This is a genomic window from Pseudomonas sp. DC3200b2 (genome assembly GCF_049895785.1).
GTDB classification, from domain to species: Bacteria; Pseudomonadota; Gammaproteobacteria; order Pseudomonadales; family Pseudomonadaceae; genus Aquipseudomonas; species Aquipseudomonas massiliensis.
Genome location: NZ_JAFCTA010000010.1, coordinates 22431 through 39620 on the forward strand (window position 1 = coordinate 22431; position 17190 = coordinate 39620).

The following is a 17190-nucleotide window of genomic DNA, read 5'->3' on the forward strand; positions in this document are numbered from 1 at the left end:
GAGAGAACCATGCAGTGCCCTGTTTGCAAAGACGTATCGTTGGTCATGACAGACCGTCAGAATGTTGAGATAGACTACTGCCCTCAATGCCGGGGCGTCTGGCTTGACCGGGGGGAGCTCGACAAGATCATCGAGCGTAGTCAGCAGCTGGAGGCTCGTTTTCTGCCACAAAGCGCAGCGTCATCAAGGCAAGACGCGCCCCTATCAGAACCGGGGTATGCGCATTCGCCTGCTGCTCAACCTGGCAATAAGCATGGCTGTTCTGATCCGCAGCCCAGTCAGGGGGGCGGATGGCGGGACAGCTACCAGAGCGGTCACCAGAATCAGCACGGACATCAAAGCCAAGGCAAGCATGAAGGGCAGCAGCCTTATCGCAAGAAGTCCTTTTTACAGGAGCTTTTCGACTAAGTTTTGCTCAGGTACACGGATCACCGCTCAGCTGACAGGCTCCATTGGCTGATTCCAATGTGTCACCTGTTAACGCCAATGCCGTAATCAAGGGCCTAAGGTCGAGGTGACCCGGGCCGCCGGCACGACCTCTTGCGTCGGTGATGCCTTCTGCCAAGCCGGCCACGTTGGTAGCCTGAATGTGCCGCCAGGCATCCAGTACAAGCTGACAGCCCCTGACCTGGATAAGGCCCGCGCTATAACTGAATAGTAGTCGCTATGGTAGCTGCCATAGCAGCTGCTGCGCTCATTATACGATGGACTATCATATCGACTGATGACCCCGTATACGTGGTATTAAGATCTCAAGATAATTAAGCCATATTCGCGGCACGAGAACATTGGCTAAAGCCTGAAGATATGGAAGACTTCCCATTTAGTGTGATGCTAGACTCTTGGAAAAGAAGCTCACTCCCTTAGCATTCCTGGCGATTTAATTAATGACCCTGTCCCCTGACCAGATAAATATCCTCTCTGAGTACATGAATGATCCGAACGTACTGTATCCACAGCGCGTCAGGTATTTTTTCTACACGTGCAAAGAACAAATCTCAGGTCGACACACTGTTAACACAGTCAAGCTATTGGACCGGGTCTTGACCGTGGCTCTCCTTCAAAATCAGGAGTGGCACGAAAGCTTTAAAGGGGTCCTGGCCCAAGCCGTTGAGCTTAATCTGCTTCATAACAGCGACTACGAGATATTCCTGTCTCATTTAAATCGCTGTACTCCAGGTAGCAAAGACCGGCCCCCTACCCGGCAGTATCGCCGGATTGGTCAGCAGCGTAGCTGTTGAACCCATTGCAAGCGTGACGGCGGCACGCGGTCACGTACGGCCTCAACCTGCGCTTATTGAAGATATTCGCTACGGGGCACTACAGGTCTGGGGTGATCTGAAACTGGTCGTGCCGGATAAAGCACCATGGCTTCTTTGGGTGGGCCCCTGATCGACGTAGCGGTGAATTTGGCTCACCACGAAATGGAGTGGTTCACCGTGTATACGCCTGGACTTATAATCAAGTTGGCAGGGCATTTTCCTGTCCCTATACTGAAACCCTCCTGAAGTCCAGTGGATAGCAAAAAATGTCACGTCTTGCCGAATACCGCGCGTTAGAACAAAAGCTGGCCGCTCAGCTTGCTGAGCTCGAGAGCATGAAGAATGATGAAGGTTTGCAGCGTGAAGTTGAATTTGAGCAAAAATTGCGGGAATTGCTAGGCGAGTATAATTTTAGCCTGAAGCACATTATTGCGATTCTCGACCCGCAAGCGTTTCAGCGTGCTCCGGCTCAGACTAAAGCGTTCACCCGCAAAGCACGCCAAGTGAAGCGTTACCGGCACCCGGAGTCCGGTGAAATCGTTGAGACCAAAGGGGGCAATCATAAAACACTCAAGGCGTGGAAAACCGAGTACGGTTCGGAAGCCGTCGAAGCATGGTTGCAATAACGTGCTTTGAATTAGGTTCTCCATAACCAGCAACACGAGTTGCTCTGGTTTGGTAAGGCACCTGGCTGGAGCATCACCGGCCAGGCCATCACCTTGAATGTTGTACTGTCGATGTGTGCCTGACCTATGCCCGCGGCCTTACCAAAGCAGGCACGAGTCTGATATAGAAGAGCTCAGCTATCAACTCCATCAGTGTTTGCGTGATGATCGCTGCTGCCGCAAGCGTTCGAATATTTTCCGGCAGCGCCAACGCCAGAGGCAGCACTACCAGCGAGTTCCTGGTAGCGCTACTAAATACCACTGACCTGGCACTTGAGGCGCCCAGCCCAAATGCTTTAGCCACCACGGCGCCTACCACGGGGGCCAGCAGCATGAAGCCCAGATACACCGGGATTACCGGAAGAAGGCTGTTGAAGTCACGCACCACATAAGCGATCTGGGAACCGATGACTGCTATCAGTACCGCCACCATGGCAGGAACAGGCATCCACGCCCAAGCAGTGTTCCAGCTCGCCACGACGCTGGATTTTCTCACCAGCGCGGCGGTGATCACTGCGAGAATCAAGGGCAGCACAATCAACACCAGGAAGGCCTCCGCAAAGGGCCCAACGGTGATGACAACCTCGCTGCTTTCTCCAATCATGACGGCCAGATACACTGGTAGGAGTAGTAGCTGGAGCAGTAGCAAGATTGGCGTCGCTGCGAGCGTTAACTTCGAATCTCCCTTACCTATGTGCGTGAACACCACAACGTAATCAATGCATGGAGTGAGCAGCACCAGCAGCGCGCCGACCCTGATTACAGGGTGATCGGCCAAGCCCTGACTCAAGCTCCAGACCAGCAAGGGTATGACCACGAAATTGGCAGTGAGCAACGTTGCCATAAAGCGTCTGTCACCCAGCCCGTTGCGCAATTCCAGGAACGGAATTTGTAAAAACATTGCGTACATCAACGCTGCGATAGACGGTGTAACCCAAGCGCTCAGGCTCTGTGATGCTACAGGCGCCAGTAAGCCGCCCATGGCGGCGGCAATGACCGCCAAGAAGTAGATAGGAATCTGGTTCTGCTCAAGCGTTTCTTTTTGCACACTATGCCCTTACGACGGAGATCAATGGCCGACCGGGCAGGTAATAGCTGCTAGCTATTAAGAATTCAAGGGCATTTATCAGCAGGACGGCGGGAGAAACCTCTGTCGAAGTTCGGATTGCCCTGTTGGGAGTCGCCGGGGAGGACTGTGGGCTTCTCCGAAGGTTAACAGGTCGTGGACCGCGAAGCCCATCAATAGGATTTCATGCTCAAAGCGATCTAAAAAAGGTACCGTTCCGGTTTTCAATCAGGGACGACCTACAGTGGCTTTGAGCATTCGTACGGCGGTAGCAACAGACGCGGCCGCCATCCAGCGTATTTACGCGCCGGTGGTTCTGGACACGGCGATTTCCTTTGAAGAGGTCCCTCCGACCGTCGAGGAAATGGCCCAGCGGATAGTGACCACGCTTCAGACCTACCCCTACCTGGTAGCCGAGGAGGACGGGGTCATCAAGGGATACGCGTACGCCAGCCAACACCGCGCTCGCCCAGCCTACCGCTGGGCCGTGGACGTGACGGTGTACATCGCCGAATCGGCGCGCCGTCAGGGCATCGGCCGGCAACTCTATGAAACGTTGCTGCCCCTGCTTGAGCAGCAGCGGTTTCGGGCCGCTTACGCCGGCATTGCGCAGCCCAATGAGGGCAGCGTTGGGCTGCACGAAACGCTGGGCTTCGTGCACATCGGTACCTACCCGGAAGTGGGCTTCAAGCTCGGCAAATGGCACGACGTGGGCTACTGGCGGCGCGGGCTGTGCCTGTTGACCCCACCGTTGGAGCCGGTGCTGTTCCCTGAGCTGGAGGGTAGTCCCCGGTAGGCCGCCCCGGCACACCTGGGCCGTCAGACCTGCGTCGGTTCGAAAGCCCGTAACCGGGCGAACGCCACCACTGCGCCCAGGCCCAAAAGGCCGGCCAGAATCCCGATCAGCCCGCGCGGGCCCAGTTGCTCCAGGAGGTACGCACAGACCAGCGGCGCCGCTGCCTGGGCGATCAGCACCGGGCGCGCGATCAACCCCAGGTGGCTGCCCAGTTTGGCGCTGCCCAGCAGGGTCAGCGGCACGGTGCCCCTGGCAATCGTCATGATCCCATTGCCCCCACCGAAGGCGACGACGGCGAGCAGGGACAGCGTCACCAGGCCCGGCCCCAGGCCCAGCAGGCCGGCGATACAGGCCAGCATCCCTAACCGCGCGATCCAGACCGGGTGCGCCTGGCGACCAAAGACATATTCGAGCACTCGGGCGACTACCTGCGAAGGCCCCATCAGCGCGCCGAGCGTTACCGCCAAGGCTGCCGGGATACCCTGGCCCTGCAGGATGACTAGCAGGTTGACCGCCAGGGCCGACATCACGAAAGCATGCAGGGTGAACAGCACCGCGATCCAGGCTAATTGGGGACCGGCTTGCGCGTCGGTGGCATGGGTCGCGGTGGCCGCGGCCGGTGGTCTTGGCGCCGGCGACGGCACCGTGAACAGGTGAAGCGGCAGGCCGACCAGCAGGTGGATAATGGCCAGCACCCGGCAGGTGGCCGGCCACCCCTGGTTCGCTTCCATGGCCGCGAGGAAAGGCCAGGCCACCGTACTGGCGAAGCCGGCGATCAGGGTCAGGCCGGTTATCGAGGACCTGGCCCGTGAACCCATCAGGCGTCCCAGGGTGGCAAACCCCGCGTCATACAGCCCGGCGGCCATGCCCAGCCCGAGCACGGTCCAGGCGGCATAGTAGGCGATCAAACCGCAGGCAAACGACAGGGCCGTCAGCCCCAGGGCCAGCAAGACCGCGCTGCTGGCCAGCACCCACTTGCCCCCGAATCTATCAATGGTCCGGCCCACCAGCGGTGCGCACACGCCAGCCACCAGCAGGGCCCAGGACAGGGCCCCCACCACCGCAGGCACCGAGGCGCTCAGCGAATGGGCCACCGGCACCGCCAATACAGCTGGCAGGTAAAAGGTCGAGCCCCACGCCAGGATCTGGTTGCAGCCCAGTGCCCCTATCAAGGTTGCGTGACGGCGTCTTGACAGGGACAGGGCAGGCATCAGTCGGCCCCGGTAAGGTCGTGCTGCACCTGCCTGACCACGTCCCGAGCGGTCCGGGTCACCCCGATCAAGGTCGCGGAGGCGAGCCCTGTCCAGTCGCCATAGCCCACCAGCCACAGAGCGGGTAGCGCTACGCTCCGGTTTTCGGCCACCGCGATCTTGCCGTCCGGGCCCACGATCCCCAGGCTGGCCAGGTGGTCGAGCGCCGGGGAGAAGCCGGTGCACCAGATGACCGAATCTACCGGCGTCTCCTCACCCGAGGGCCAGACCACGCCGGTTGAGGTGAACCGGGTGAAGGGCCGTACCGCGTGCAGCACTCCGCGTTCGCGGGCGTCCTTGACCGGCGGCACCATCACGATGTCGCCCAGCCCGCCGGTGAGCGGCGGCGGTTCCTGGCCCGCTTGCTGGGCTTTCAACCGCGCGGTGGCTCGCTCAAACAGCACACGGCCATCGACCTCATCGGGCAGGTAATTGGGCGGCGCCTGCGTTACCCAGGTCGCCTGGGCGACCTTCGACACTTCCGCGTAAATCTGGGCACCCGAGTTGCCCCCACCGACGACCAGCACGGTCTTTCCTTCGAACGCACGCGGTTCAACGTAGTGCGCCGAGTGCAGCTGCTGGCCTTCGAACAGCGCTTGCCCTGGATAGGCCGGGATGACCGGGCGGCTCCAGGTGCCGGTGGCACTGATGACGGCCTTGGCGTCCCAGACACGGTCCTGTGAAACGACCCGCAATCCCCCCGCGATCTTTTCCACCCGGGTCACCCGCGTGGAATGCAGGAGGGGAAAGGCGTACCGCTGCTCATAGCGGGTCAGGTAGTCAATCACCTCGTCGCGCCCCGGCGTCCCCTCGGGCACGGCGGGCATCGGCCAGCCGGCAATCGAGCTCCAGGCCGCAGGGGAAAACAGCCGCAGCGACGCCCACCCATGACGCCAGGCCCCACCGGGGCCCGGCTCGGCATCGAGCACCACATAGGACAGACCGGTGCGCTTCAAAAAATAGGCCACGGTGAGGCCCGATTGGCCACCGCCAATGACCACCACGTCCACGGTTTTGGCTTGATCCACGCTACCCCTCCCCGTTCACCGCCCCTGGCCTTGCCTGCTTCGCTTCAGACCCGGCGGCCGTGTTCATCGATGACCACCTCGCCGTCTTCCTTGACGAAGCGGCCACGTTGCGGCTGCGGCAGCAGGTCCAGAACCGCTTCGGAAGGCCGGCACAGACGGGTGCCCAGAGGGCTGACCACGATCGGGCGATTGATCAGGAGGGGATGCTCGAGCATGGCCTCGATGAGCTGTTCATCGGTCAAGGCCGGATCGTCCAGCCCCAGTTCCTCGTAAGGGGTGCCCTTGATCCGCAGCAGCGGTCGCGCGCCGGTCCCCATCGCCTCGATCAGCCCGACCAGGGTTGCGCGATCCGGCGGGGTCTTGAGGTATTCGATCACGGTGGGCTCTTCGCCGCTGTTGCGGATCAGCGCCAAGGTATTGCGGGAGGTGCCGCATTGCGGGTTGTGGTAGATGGTGACCTGGCTCATGGGATGGACCTCGCAGTAAACACGCGTTAAATGGAGCGCTGGTTGACGCGCTTGGAGAGCGCTTCAGCGGACTCCTTGCGTTCGGAGTAGCGGTCCACCAGGTAATCCTGGCGATCACGCAGCAGCAGCGTGAACTTCATCAGCTCCTCCATCACGTCCACCAGGCGGTCGTAATAGGAGGAGGGTTTCATCCGGCCGGCCTCATCAAACTCGGTGAAGGCTTTGGCCACCGAAGACTGGTTGGGGATGGTGAACATGCGCATCCACCGGCCCAACACGCGCAGCTGGTTGACCACGTTGAACGACTGCGAGCCGCCGCACACCTGCATCACGGCCAGGGTCTTTCCCTGGGTCGGCCGCACTGCGCCGAGGGTCAGTGGTACCCAGTCGATCTGCGCCTTGAACACCGCGCTCATCGCGCCGTGCCGTTCAGGCGAGCACCACACCTGCCCTTCCGACCACTGCATCAGTTCGCGCAGCTCCTGCACCTTCGAGTGGGAGTCGGGGGCATCGTCCGGCAGCGGCAGGCCGGAGGGATCGAAGATGCGGGTTTCGGCGCCGAATTCTTCCAGCAGGCGTGCCGCCTCCTGAGTCACCAGGCGGCTGAACGAGCGTTCCCGCGTCGAGCCGTACAGGAGCAGAATCCGGGGCTTGTGCCGCGACGGGGTGGCCGGTGTCAGCTGCTCCAGCGTGGGGAGGTCGAGCAGGTCTGCCTGCACGTTGGGTAAGGTATCTTGCATGGCATTCTCCTAAGGCTGCGTCCTGCGGGCACAGCCCTGGTTGATCTTCAAAGCGTTCCGATACGGCCCAGCTCGGCTTTCAACTGCTCCTCGCTCAGCGTTGCGAAGGGCAGCGCCAGGAAGGCGCGCACGCGTTCCTGGATCTTGGCCAGGGTGGTGGCGAATGCCGCGTCGATGTCAGCCTCCGAGCCGGTGGCTTCCGAGGGATCGGCCAGGCCCCAATGCGCTTTCAAGGCGGGGCCGAAGAAGAGGGGACAGGCTTCGCCAGCGGCCCGGTCACAGACGGTGATCACGATGTCCGGAGGCGCGCTTTCAAAGGCGTCCGACGCCTTGCTGCTCAAGCCGGCCGTAGGAATGCCGGCAGCTTCCAGTGTGTGCAGCGCGCGCGGGTTGACCCGACCGCTGGGAAAACTGCCCGAACTGACCGCTTCGAAGCCGTCCGGGGCCAGGTGGTTGAACACCGCTTCGGAGAGGATGCTGCGGCAGCTGTTGTGGGTGCACATGAACAGGACTTTCATCAGAGGATTCCTTGATTCAGAAACTCAGGCGCAAGGCCAAAGCACAGAGGGTGGCGACGAGGATGGGCAGGGTCAGCACGATCCCGGTCTTGAAGTAGTAACCCCAGCTGATGGTGATCCCCCGCTTGGCCAGCACGTGCAGCCACAACAGCGTGGCCAGGCTGCCAATCGGCGTGATCTTCGGGCCCAGGTCGCAGCCGATGATGTTGGCGTACACCATGGCCTGCTGGACCACGCCATCGACCTCGGCGGCATGGATGGACAAGGCGCCGACCAGCACCGTGGGCATGTTGTTCATGATCGAGGACAGGAAGGCAGTCAGCAGCCCGGTGCCCAGCGACGCGCCCCAGAGGCCGTAGCCGGCAAAGACGTTGAGCAGGTGCGCGATGTAGTCGGTCAGGCCCGCGTTTTTCAGGCCGTAGATCACCAGGTACATGCCCAGGGAGAAAATCACCACCTGCCAGGGTGCGCCCTTGAGCACCTTGCCGGTGTTGATCGCATGACCCCGGGCCGCGATCACATACAACACGAAGGCGCACACCGCTGCGATGGCACTGATCGGCACGCCCAGCGGCTCGATCACGAAGAAGCCGATCAGCAGCACCGCCAAGACCCACCAGCCGGCCATGAACGTTGGTCGGTCGCGGATCGCCTCATCAGGGTGATGCAGCTGCGCCAGGTCGTAGGTATTGGGCAACTCCTTGCGGAAGAACCACAGCAGCATCAGCAAGGTCGCCGCCACGCTCACCAGGTTCACCGGGACCATGATCGAGGCGTACTCGCTGAAACCGATGTTGAAGTAGTCCGCCGAGACGATGTTAACCAGGTTGGACACCACCAACGGTAAGCTCGCCGTGTCCGCGATAAAGCCGGCCGCCATGACAAAGGCCAGGGTAGCGGCCGGGGAAAAGCGCAACGCCAAGAGCATCGCGATGACGATCGGGGTAAGGATCAACGCGGCGCCGTCATTGGCAAACAGGGCCGATACCGCGGCGCCCAGCAGAATGATGAACGCAAACAACTTGCGTGTGCTGCCGCCTCCCCAGCGCGCGACATGCAACGCGGCCCATTCGAAAAAGCCGGCCTCATCCAGCAGCAGGCTGATGATGATGACCGCGATGAAGGTCGCGGTAGCATTCCAGACGATGTGCCACACCTGGGGGATGTCGCCCACGCTGACCACACCGGTCAGCAAGGCCAGCACGGCGCCAAAGGTTGCGCTCCAGCCTACACCCAGCCCCCTGGGTTGCCAGATGACGAGCACGATAGTGGCTATAAAGATCAGTACGGCAGTCAGCATTTCGGTCACTCGGTTGGGACGTGATTCAGCTGCACACGGCCTGATTGACGGGACGGTCGTTCATGCCGCACAGGCGTTTGGCCTCGGTTTCCAGCCATTGCTGATTGGCGTCCACCACGTCCTTGAGCACGGCGGTGACCCACGCGGGCAACTCAGGGTGCAGGCGGTAGTACACCCACTGGCCTTGGCGGCGGTCCATCAGCAAGCCGGCCGAGCGCAGCAGGGCCAAGTGACGGGAAATCTTCGGCTGGTTCAGGTCGAGCGCGGCGGTGAGCTCACAGACACACAACTCGCCCTGGCTCACGATCAGCAAGGTGATTTTGGTACGGGTATCGTCGGCAAGACATTTGAATAACGCCGTCGGGGTCATGGCGGTTAGGGCAGACATGACAGGCTCCATCACATATGGGAATTCAAATATACGCATTGTCAGATATATGAGATAGCGAATATTTGAGCGATCTGACAGAAACAAAAAACCGCCCTAAAAGGCGGTTTCGTTCCAGCGGGGGTAGTTGCTCTTTGGGTCAGCTACCGTAATGGATAAGGTAATTACGCTGTAGACGACACGGCTCGATACTCAACAGTGAGGTGGCCGACTTCGTGGACAGACTTCAACCGTTCACGGATGCTATCCGCGTCCATGGTGGATTCACCAAGCACGCTGACAATGGCGGCATGAGCCTCTGGGCCAACGCGCCAGACATGCAGATCGGTAATTTTGGCATCACCGGGCTGTTCAACCAGCTCGCGGATTTCTGCCGCAACGTGCTGGTCCGTCTCATCCAGTAGAACACTGGCGGTCGCCCTCATCAGGCTCCATGCCCACCGTGCGATCACAATGGCTCCGACGACACCCATGGCCGGGTCAAGCCAGACCCACCCGAGGTAGCGCCCAGCCAGTAGGGCGGCGATGGCCAGGACAGACGTTAGGGCATCGGCGATGACGTGTACGTAGGCAGACCTAAGGTTGTTGTCAGTGCCTTGGTGGGCCTTGTGATGAGCGTGGTCATGGTCGTGGTGGTGGTCATGACCATGGTGGTGACCGTGCCCCAGCAACACCGCGCTGAGGACGTTCACGGCCAGGCCCACAATGGCGATGAGGGTGGCGGTTCCAAATTGAACATCCGCAGGCTGGAGCAAGCGAATCACGGACTCTATGCCTACCCCCAAGGCGACCAGCCCCAAAATCAGGGCCGAGGCAAAGCCTCCCAAATCACCCACCTTGCCCGTGCCAAAGCTATAGCGCGCGCTGGATGCATGGCGCTTGGCATACGCGTATGCGCCGGCAGTGATACCCAGGGCGCCGGCATGGGTTGCCATATGAAACCCATCCGCGAGCAGGGCCATGGAGCCGGTGATGTACCCGGCTGCAATCTCTCCGATCATCATGACGACGGTGAGCATCACGACCCAGAGGGTGCGTTTTGCATTTTCATCGTGTGTTGATCCGAGGAAGACGTGCTCGTGTGTAAATCGGGTACTGCTGTTCATATTCAGGCCTGCGTTCATCACTTGGAGTAGCGCCGAATGGCTTCTAAGAGTTCCTCGACGCCTTTATTGCGTTCCTGCTCACTCAGTGCAGGGTTCGCCACGTGCTCCCTGGCGTGATCCTCAATGATTTCGTCCATCAGCCCATTGATGGCCCCGCGGGTGGCGGCCACCAAATGAAGGGTCTTTGCACAGTCATGATCGGCTTCCAGTGCCCTTTCAATGGCTTGAATCTGTCCCGCGATCCGTTTGACGCGCTTGAGTAAATCGTCTTTGTTTGATGCCAAGTGACCCATACCATACCCCCCTTACCTATATAAAGAATGACATACGTGCATTTTCCGGCGCAAGGGGGACAGGCGCAGCATTCACTGCTGCGCGTTCAGTGTTGAAGGGCCGCTTGCGGGTAGTTACGCCTGAGGCCAAGGAACAGGGTTACCGCCCTATGGCATTGCTTACGATCGGGCTATGACCCGGCTGCAGGTAGTGCTTTGCGCAGGTGACACAGCCAGGGTTTTCCACGATGGAGTCGCATAAGTCTTTATGTCGCTATCCGAAGGGAGGATCGCACCACACCATCATGAGCTGTCGTGCGTGGCTATTCGTCACACCGCGGACAAGTGCTCATAAAGGATGGTCGACCCAACCGCCATCAGCACTACACCCCCGATGATTTCAGCTCGTTTACCCACGACCGTTCCCAGCACGCGGCCCAGCATCATGCCGACCGTGACCATCACCGTCGTGGCCACACCGATAGCCGAGGCGGCAACCAGGACGTTCACATTGACGAAGGCCAAGCCAACCCCGACGGCTAAGGCGTCAATACTCGTGGCAACGGCCGTCGCGGCCAGGATGAAAAACGAGTGCTGGTTGGGCTTCTCTTCCTCGGCTTCCTCGTGCTTGAGGCCGTTGTAGATCATGTGCACGCCCAGCGCCAACAGGAGGAAGAAGGCGATCCAGTGGTCCCAGTTTTCAACGTATTGGGCAGCGGCTTGCCCGATGACCCAACCTACCAGGGGGGTGATCGATTCAATCACGCCAAAGATAAGGCCGGTGCGCAGCGCTTCGGCAAAGCGTGGTTTATGGAGGCTTGCGCCCTTGCCAATGGCCGCTGCGAAAGCGTCCGTGGACATCGCCAGGGCAAGGAACAGAAGGGAAATGGGGCTCACGGTTAACGTCCAGTCGGGCTTTGAGTCAACGACACAACCACACGCCCGACTTCAGGCATGGATGCATCGTCGGTCTCGCCAACCAGAGGGTGTTCGTGCCACGGCATGCTGCCGAGAATGTTGACACGAACGCTCTAGATCAGGTCTAGAGCAGGCTACTCCCCAACAAGGGGCGCCACTATAGCGGCGTGAATGTAAAAAAAGCATCAATAGGATCTGCCGGTTACCCATCACCCGATGGCGCGCGCGGACCTCAAGCCCAACCTTACAGAAACGTAATTAAACTCTAGAAACCCCTACCACCAGGCTGAGTCGGACCTCATGTGCCTTGGAAAAAGGCCTTGGATGTAAACGCGAGAATCGACCGTCAACCTCGGAGATAACTCATGAACGGTGGTTATGATGATTGCATTGAAGAATGCCTGCGCTGCGCCCTGGCCTGTGAACGCTGCGCTTCAGCCTGCTTGCAAGAGCAGGATGTTCAAATGATGGCTAACTGCATAAAATTGGACAGGGACTGCGCCGATATGTGCAAGCTTGCGGCGAGCCTGATGGCGCGCCAGAGCCCCCTAGCGAAGGAACTCTGTGCCCTTTGCGCGAAGGCCTGCAAAGCTTGTGGTGAGGAGTGCGGCAAGCATGACGCTGACCATTGCCAGAATTGCGCCAAGGCCTGCCACGCCTGCGCCCAGGCCTGCGAGGCCATGGCGGCTTGAGTTCCGGTCCCGGCAAGGAGCATAAAGACCACGGAAGGGTTGCCGAGCCGACAGCGCGCGCCAGCATTACGGGCGATCAGGACGTAGAGCGTCAGGATGAAGGCTGTTCTGTCACCACAGGCTTGCATCAATAGTCGGCGCGGCAGCAGTTCTATGGCGCGGTACTGCTATCGCGACCGGCAAATCGTAGGCACAAAAAAACCGCCTTAGGAGGGCGGTTTTTGCCTCGAAGCCGGTCAGTCTTGCGCATTGGGTGGATACACAAATCTGGTAAATGCGTATGAGTTCCAAGCCACCACCTCGACCTTGATTCATTCCTGTAAGGAGAGTCGAGGAAGCCGCTTGGTGTCAAAGCCGAGTGATTTTTTTATGCATTTCAGCCGCTCTGCTCGCGCTGACCCGCTAAAAAAATCACCATGCTGCGAAAAACCAGTCATCGTCAGTGTTTGCCCAGCCAGGATTTTAGTTCCGCAATACTTTTGCTTTGCTCTTGTATATTTTTTTCAGCCATCTGTTTAATAGCAGGATCTTGAGTATTTTTAAGCACAATCCTGGACATGTCGATGGCGCCTTGATGATGTTCGACCATCATCTGAGCCCAGCTTTTCGACGGGTCAGGCGCCATACTACTCATCATCCCTTTGTTCATCTTCTCCATCGCTTGCTTGTATTCTGTGGACGCACCTCCACCCGTCGTGGCCGAAGCCATATTGACAGCACCGCCTTTCTCATTAAAAGCAGCATGGGAATCGTTGTTGTCAGCGAACGACAAAGTAACTGAACTTAAGAAAAGAATACTTGTAAGAGCGACACCGCTTAGATGCTTGTTAAGCATAGTAGACCTCTTAATGAGCGTTATTCGATTGATTTCGGCAGTAAGAATATCCGACGTCTTCCGAAGGGTAGCTAAGAAAAGGGCACTGGTAGGGTTTGCCACGATTACATTTCTGTAAGGTTTACGCGAAAAAAAGCGCAGCCGTTGAAGCTGACCATTTCATCTCAGTGGGCCAAGCGCTGGTTATAGCTGTCCATACTGTAATCTTCCCCTCAGCTGCCTGAAAGGTACAGGCCCTTAGTATTGCCTCAGCGCCAAACGCGCTCCACCTGAACGGGCTAGCCCTTACCGGGTACCTTGAACTGAGGATTTACCTATGAATGCTGTCAAAATTCTTCTCGTTACCCTCGCGCTGGGCGCATCTTCCTTGGCACTTGCCGAAGGCGGGAGTGAGCGGGTATCTGCTCGCATGGCCGAAGCCCGTGAGACGGCCATGACCGCCCATAACGCTAAAGCCGCTTCGCAGGAGGCTCCGGAAGTGGCGCAAGAAGGGCCAGAAGCGAAGCCAAAGCACTGCTAACCGCTCTGGCAAGCTTACAGAAATGTAATCGCTGTGTTGGTTAGGCTGTGCCACTCTTTGAGACGAATTCGTTCAAGTATGGTTTTCAAGCGCATCCGCAGTAGATTTTTCAATTTATCAGGCAGATATATGCAATCGAAAACGTCACGACGCACTTTCGTCAAGGGCCTGACGGCCATGGGGGTTCTAGGTGGCCTGGGTCTCTGGCGAAACCCGTCGTGGGCGCTTTCAGGGCCTGGCCAATTGAACACGCTTACCGGCACTGACTTTGATCTTTCAATCGGTGAAATGCCTGTAAACATCACCGGCAGGCCGCGCACGGCAATGGTTATTAACGGTGGGCTTCCTGGACCGCTGTTGCGCTGGAAGGAAGGTGATACCGTAACGCTCAGGGTGCGCAACAAGCTGCGCGATCATACATCGATCCATTGGCACGGCATTATTTTGCCCCCCAACATGGACGGTGTACCAGGGCTGAGCTTCGCCGGCATCGAGCCGGACGGCATGTACGTCTATAAAATCCACGTCAAGCAGAATGGCACTTACTGGTACCACAGCCATTCCGGTTTCCAGGAGCAGGCCGGTGTTTATGGGCCATTGGTGATTGAAGCCAAGGATCCCGAGCCGTTTACATATGATCGCGACTATGTAGTGATGCTGACCGATTGGACTGACGAAGACCCCGCTTCGCTGATGCGAAAGCTGAAGAAACAATCGGATTACTACAACTACAACAAGCGCACGGTTGGCGATTTTATCGAGGATGTCCACAAGCAAGGCTGGTCAGCGACCGTGGCTGACCGAAAAATGTGGGCTGAAATGAAGATGAACCCCACTGACCTTGCCGATGTAAGCGGGGCTACCTACACCTATCTTCTGAATGGCCACGCGCCTAACACGAACTGGACGGGCGTTTTCCGTCCAGGTGAAAAGATTCGGCTTCGCTTCATTAATGGCTCCTCCATGACGTATTTCGACATGCGTATCCCTGGGCTGAAAATGACAGTGGTCGCCTCGGATGGGCAATACGTGAAGCCAGTCACCGTTGACGAGCTGCGCATCGCGGTGGCCGAGACCTATGACGTCATTGTTGAGCCTACCGAGCAGGCTTACACCTTGTTTGCTCAGTCGATGGACCGTACTGGTTTCGCGCGCGGCACCCTGGCGGTTCGTGAAGGCCTCGTAGCGCCCGTACCGTCGCTTGATCCTCGACCACTGGTGACCATGGCCGACATGGGTATGGGTGGTATGGATCACGGTTCGATGGGCGACATGGGTAGTATGGAAGGCATGGACCACGGCGCCATGGGCGCAGGGGACATGCAGGGCATGGCCAGTATGTCTGACACACCCATGCAGGGCATGGACGGCGGGCAGATGCAGGGCATGGATCATAGCAAAATGGCAGGCATGGACCATGGGGCCATGGGAGACATGGCCGGTATGGCGGGGATGTCTGGCATGGGTGACATGCCGATGCAAGCCCACCCGGCTACCGAGAAGGACAACCCGTTGGTTGACATGCAGGCCATGAGTCCTACGCCAAAATTGGATGATCCCGGATTAGGCCTGCGCAATAACGGTCGTCGGGTGCTTACCTATTCCGACCTGCGAAGCACCTTTGAAGACCCGGACGGCCGAGAGCCCGGGCGAACGATCGAGCTGCACCTCACAGGCCATATGGAAAAATTCGCCTGGTCATTCAATGGGGTCAAGTTCGCCGATGCTGAGCCCCTGCGATTGAAATATGGCGAGCGAGTGCGCGTGGTCCTGGTAAACGACACCATGATGACCCACCCCATTCACCTGCACGGGATGTGGAGCGACCTCGAGGACGAGAACGGCAATTTCATGGTGCGCAAGCACACGATTGACATGCCTCCTGGCTCCAAACGCAGTTATCGAGTCACCGCGGATGCGCTAGGCCGTTGGGCCTATCACTGCCACCTCCTGTTCCACATGGAGATGGGCATGTTCCGTGAAGTCCGGGTGGAGGAATAACAGGTATGGACACATTACTAACCCGTAATGGGATGCGTCTGGCGGTCGCGACAAGTCTGATGCTGGCCCCATTTGCCTATGCAGCAGCGGAAGACACCATGCAGGGCATGGACCACAGCCAGATGCAGGGCATGGACCATAGCCAGATGCAGGGCATGGATGACGCCATGACGAGCATGGCCTCGTCCCCCCAAAAGCCTGCTCCAACTCAGAGCCGTACGCCCATCCCGGCGATTAACGCAGCGGACCGCGCCGCCGTTTATAAATCGGACGCCGGCCACACGGTGCATGATGAGTCGATCAACTACATGCTGCTGTTCGATCAGCTTGAATGGCAGAACGCTGACAGCGGCAGTGCGCTGAACTGGGATTTCACCGGTTGGGCTGGTGGCGACATCGACAGACTGTGGGTGCGCTCGGAAGGTGAGCGGCTCAATGGCAAAACCGAAGAAGCGGAAGTACAGGCCCTGTGGGGCCATGCCGTTGGCCCCTGGTGGGATGTTGTGACAGGCGTTCGCCAGGATTTCAAGCCAGGAGATCCGCAGACCTGGGCAGCTTTTGGCCTTCAAGGCCTGGCGCTGTACAACTTCGAAGCCGAGGCTACGGTCTTTGTTGGCGAAGGTGGCCAAACAGCCATGCGCCTTGAAGGTGACTACGACATCCTTCTGACCAATCGACTCATCCTGCAACCTACTGCCGAGGTCAATTTATACGGCAAGAATGACCCGCAGAGGGGTACCGGTGCGGGTCTGGCCGAGAGTGAGGTCGGCGTACGACTGCGCTACGAAATCCGCCGCGAGTTTGCCCCCTACATTGGTGTGACCTGGAACCGGTCATATGGGAACACGGCCGATTATGCCCGCGACGAGGGTGAGGATCGTAGTGAAGCCCGTCTGGTCCTCGGCGTGCGCCTGTGGTTCTAACCGCTACATTCACCCAGTAATTACCCAATCGAACAGCCATCCGCCGTGAGGAGCGTTTTATGTCTCTTTTGAAGTCCACAGGTATCGCCACCCTTCTGGCGGCCGGCATGCTGGCAAGCGCCCTGGCTCAAGCCCATCCGAAGCTTGTGTCTTCCACGCCTGCGCAAGGGGCTGATGGGGCTGCGCCGGAGAAGGTCGAGCTTCATTTCTCGGAGAATCTGGTCACCCAGTTTTCGGGTGCCAAGCTCATCATGACGGACATGCCTGGCATGCCTAATTCACCCATGCCGGTAAAAGCAAGCGTGGCCGCTGGCAGCGATCCCAAGACGATGGTCATTACCCCAGCTTCGCCGCTTACGACAGGCAGCTATAAGGTGGAATGGCGTGCGGTCTCGTCCGATACCCATCCCATCACCGGCAATGTCACCTTCAAGGTGAAATAA

At 58.8% G+C, this 17190-nt stretch carries 20 protein-coding genes and 1 riboswitch; of the genes, 8 read left to right on the forward strand and 12 right to left on the reverse strand.

Going from position 1 to position 17190, the window contains the following annotated elements; genetic code table 11:
• The first annotated feature begins 9 nt into the window (after positions 1-9).
• Positions 10-408: a zf-TFIIB domain-containing protein gene (locus tag ACP691_RS20650; RefSeq protein ID WP_040259198.1), complete on the forward strand. Its 399-nt coding sequence runs from the start codon at positions 10-12 to the stop codon at positions 406-408.
• A gap of 1120 nt (positions 409-1528) precedes the next feature.
• Positions 1529-1888: a histone-like nucleoid-structuring protein, MvaT/MvaU family gene (locus ACP691_RS20655; protein WP_040259196.1), complete on the forward strand. Its 360-nt coding sequence runs from the start codon at positions 1529-1531 to the stop codon at positions 1886-1888.
• A gap of 124 nt (positions 1889-2012) precedes the next feature.
• Here the strand turns inward: ACP691_RS20655 and ACP691_RS20660 are convergent, their stop codons facing one another.
• Positions 2013-2975, reverse strand: a complete 963-nt coding sequence (locus ACP691_RS20660) for an arsenic resistance protein (RefSeq protein ID WP_040259195.1) — start codon at positions 2973-2975, stop codon at positions 2013-2015.
• Between the two features lie 262 nt (positions 2976-3237).
• Here ACP691_RS20660 and ACP691_RS20665 point away from each other — a divergent pair, with 262 nt between their 5' ends.
• Positions 3238-3789 (forward strand): arsinothricin resistance N-acetyltransferase ArsN1 family B, encoded by a 552-nt coding sequence (locus tag ACP691_RS20665; protein WP_040259194.1) that lies wholly within the window; start codon positions 3238-3240, stop codon positions 3787-3789.
• Positions 3790-3812: 23 nt separating this feature from the next.
• On the opposite strand, the gene ACP691_RS20670 is transcribed toward ACP691_RS20665, so the two are convergent.
• The 10 genes from ACP691_RS20670 to mntP all read right to left on the reverse strand — a co-directional run bounded on the left by ACP691_RS20670 (position 3813) and on the right by mntP (position 11755).
• Positions 3813-5000, reverse strand: coding sequence for an MFS transporter (locus ACP691_RS20670; RefSeq protein ID WP_040259193.1), 1188 nt, complete (start codon positions 4998-5000; stop codon positions 3813-3815).
• Positions 5000-6067, reverse strand: a complete 1068-nt coding sequence (locus ACP691_RS20675) for an ArsO family NAD(P)H-dependent flavin-containing monooxygenase (protein WP_040259192.1) — start codon at positions 6065-6067, stop codon at positions 5000-5002. The genes ACP691_RS20670 and ACP691_RS20675 overlap by 1 nt, the downstream gene beginning before the upstream one ends.
• Positions 6068-6111: 44 nt before the next feature.
• Positions 6112-6534: an arsenate reductase (glutaredoxin) gene (gene arsC, locus ACP691_RS20680; protein ID WP_040259191.1), complete on the reverse strand. Its 423-nt coding sequence runs from the start codon at positions 6532-6534 to the stop codon at positions 6112-6114.
• Between the two features lie 26 nt (positions 6535-6560).
• Positions 6561-7274 (reverse strand): arsenical resistance protein ArsH, encoded by a 714-nt coding sequence (gene arsH, locus ACP691_RS20685; protein WP_040259190.1) that lies wholly within the window; start codon positions 7272-7274, stop codon positions 6561-6563.
• A gap of 47 nt (positions 7275-7321) precedes the next feature.
• The gene (locus ACP691_RS20690) at positions 7322-7792 is read right to left on the reverse strand and encodes an arsenate reductase ArsC (RefSeq protein ID WP_040259189.1); all 471 of its coding nucleotides are present in this window, start codon (positions 7790-7792) and stop codon (positions 7322-7324) included.
• 16 nt (positions 7793-7808) lie between these two features.
• Positions 7809-9092, reverse strand: a complete 1284-nt coding sequence (locus ACP691_RS20695) for an arsenic transporter (RefSeq protein WP_040259188.1) — start codon at positions 9090-9092, stop codon at positions 7809-7811.
• Positions 9093-9117: 25 nt separating this feature from the next.
• Positions 9118-9462: a metalloregulator ArsR/SmtB family transcription factor gene (locus ACP691_RS20700; protein ID WP_040259258.1), complete on the reverse strand. Its 345-nt coding sequence runs from the start codon at positions 9460-9462 to the stop codon at positions 9118-9120.
• Between the two features lie 182 nt (positions 9463-9644).
• Positions 9645-10604 (reverse strand): CDF family Co(II)/Ni(II) efflux transporter DmeF, encoded by a 960-nt coding sequence (gene dmeF / locus ACP691_RS20705; RefSeq protein WP_426154022.1) that lies wholly within the window; start codon positions 10602-10604, stop codon positions 9645-9647.
• Positions 10604-10879, reverse strand: a complete 276-nt coding sequence (locus ACP691_RS20710) for a metal/formaldehyde-sensitive transcriptional repressor (protein ID WP_040259187.1) — start codon at positions 10877-10879, stop codon at positions 10604-10606. Before ACP691_RS20710 ends, dmeF begins: the two co-directional genes overlap by 1 nt.
• A gap of 309 nt (positions 10880-11188) precedes the next feature.
• Entirely contained in the window at positions 11189-11755 is a 567-nt protein-coding gene (gene mntP / locus ACP691_RS20715) for a manganese efflux pump MntP (protein WP_040259186.1), read from the reverse strand.
• 7 nt (positions 11756-11762) lie between these two features.
• Positions 11763-11928: riboswitch (yybP-ykoY riboswitch) on the reverse strand.
• Between the two features lie 213 nt (positions 11929-12141).
• Here mntP and ACP691_RS20720 point away from each other — a divergent pair.
• A complete protein-coding gene (locus ACP691_RS20720; protein ID WP_426154025.1) occupies positions 12142-12468 on the forward strand; it encodes a four-helix bundle copper-binding protein in 327 nt (108 codons plus the stop codon).
• 439 nt (positions 12469-12907) lie between these two features.
• Here the strand turns inward: ACP691_RS20720 and ACP691_RS20725 are convergent, their stop codons facing one another.
• A complete protein-coding gene (locus tag ACP691_RS20725) occupies positions 12908-13303 on the reverse strand; it encodes a DUF305 domain-containing protein (protein WP_040259184.1) in 396 nt (131 codons plus the stop codon).
• Positions 13304-13619: 316 nt separating this feature from the next.
• On the opposite strand from ACP691_RS20725, the gene ACP691_RS20730 reads away from it, so the two are divergent.
• The 4 genes from ACP691_RS20730 (at position 13620) to copC (ending at position 17190) form a co-directional block, all read left to right on the forward strand.
• Positions 13620-13823: a co-regulatory protein PtrA N-terminal domain-containing protein gene (locus ACP691_RS20730; protein ID WP_040259183.1), complete on the forward strand. Its 204-nt coding sequence runs from the start codon at positions 13620-13622 to the stop codon at positions 13821-13823.
• Between the two features lie 129 nt (positions 13824-13952).
• Positions 13953-15824 (forward strand): copper resistance system multicopper oxidase, encoded by a 1872-nt coding sequence (locus ACP691_RS20735; protein ID WP_426154028.1) that lies wholly within the window; start codon positions 13953-13955, stop codon positions 15822-15824.
• Between the two features lie 59 nt (positions 15825-15883).
• Positions 15884-16747: a copper resistance protein B gene (locus tag ACP691_RS20740; protein WP_426154078.1), complete on the forward strand. Its 864-nt coding sequence runs from the start codon at positions 15884-15886 to the stop codon at positions 16745-16747.
• A 59-nt stretch (positions 16748-16806) separates the two neighbouring features.
• Entirely contained in the window at positions 16807-17190 is a 384-nt protein-coding gene (gene copC, locus ACP691_RS20745) for a copper homeostasis periplasmic binding protein CopC (RefSeq protein WP_040259180.1), read from the forward strand.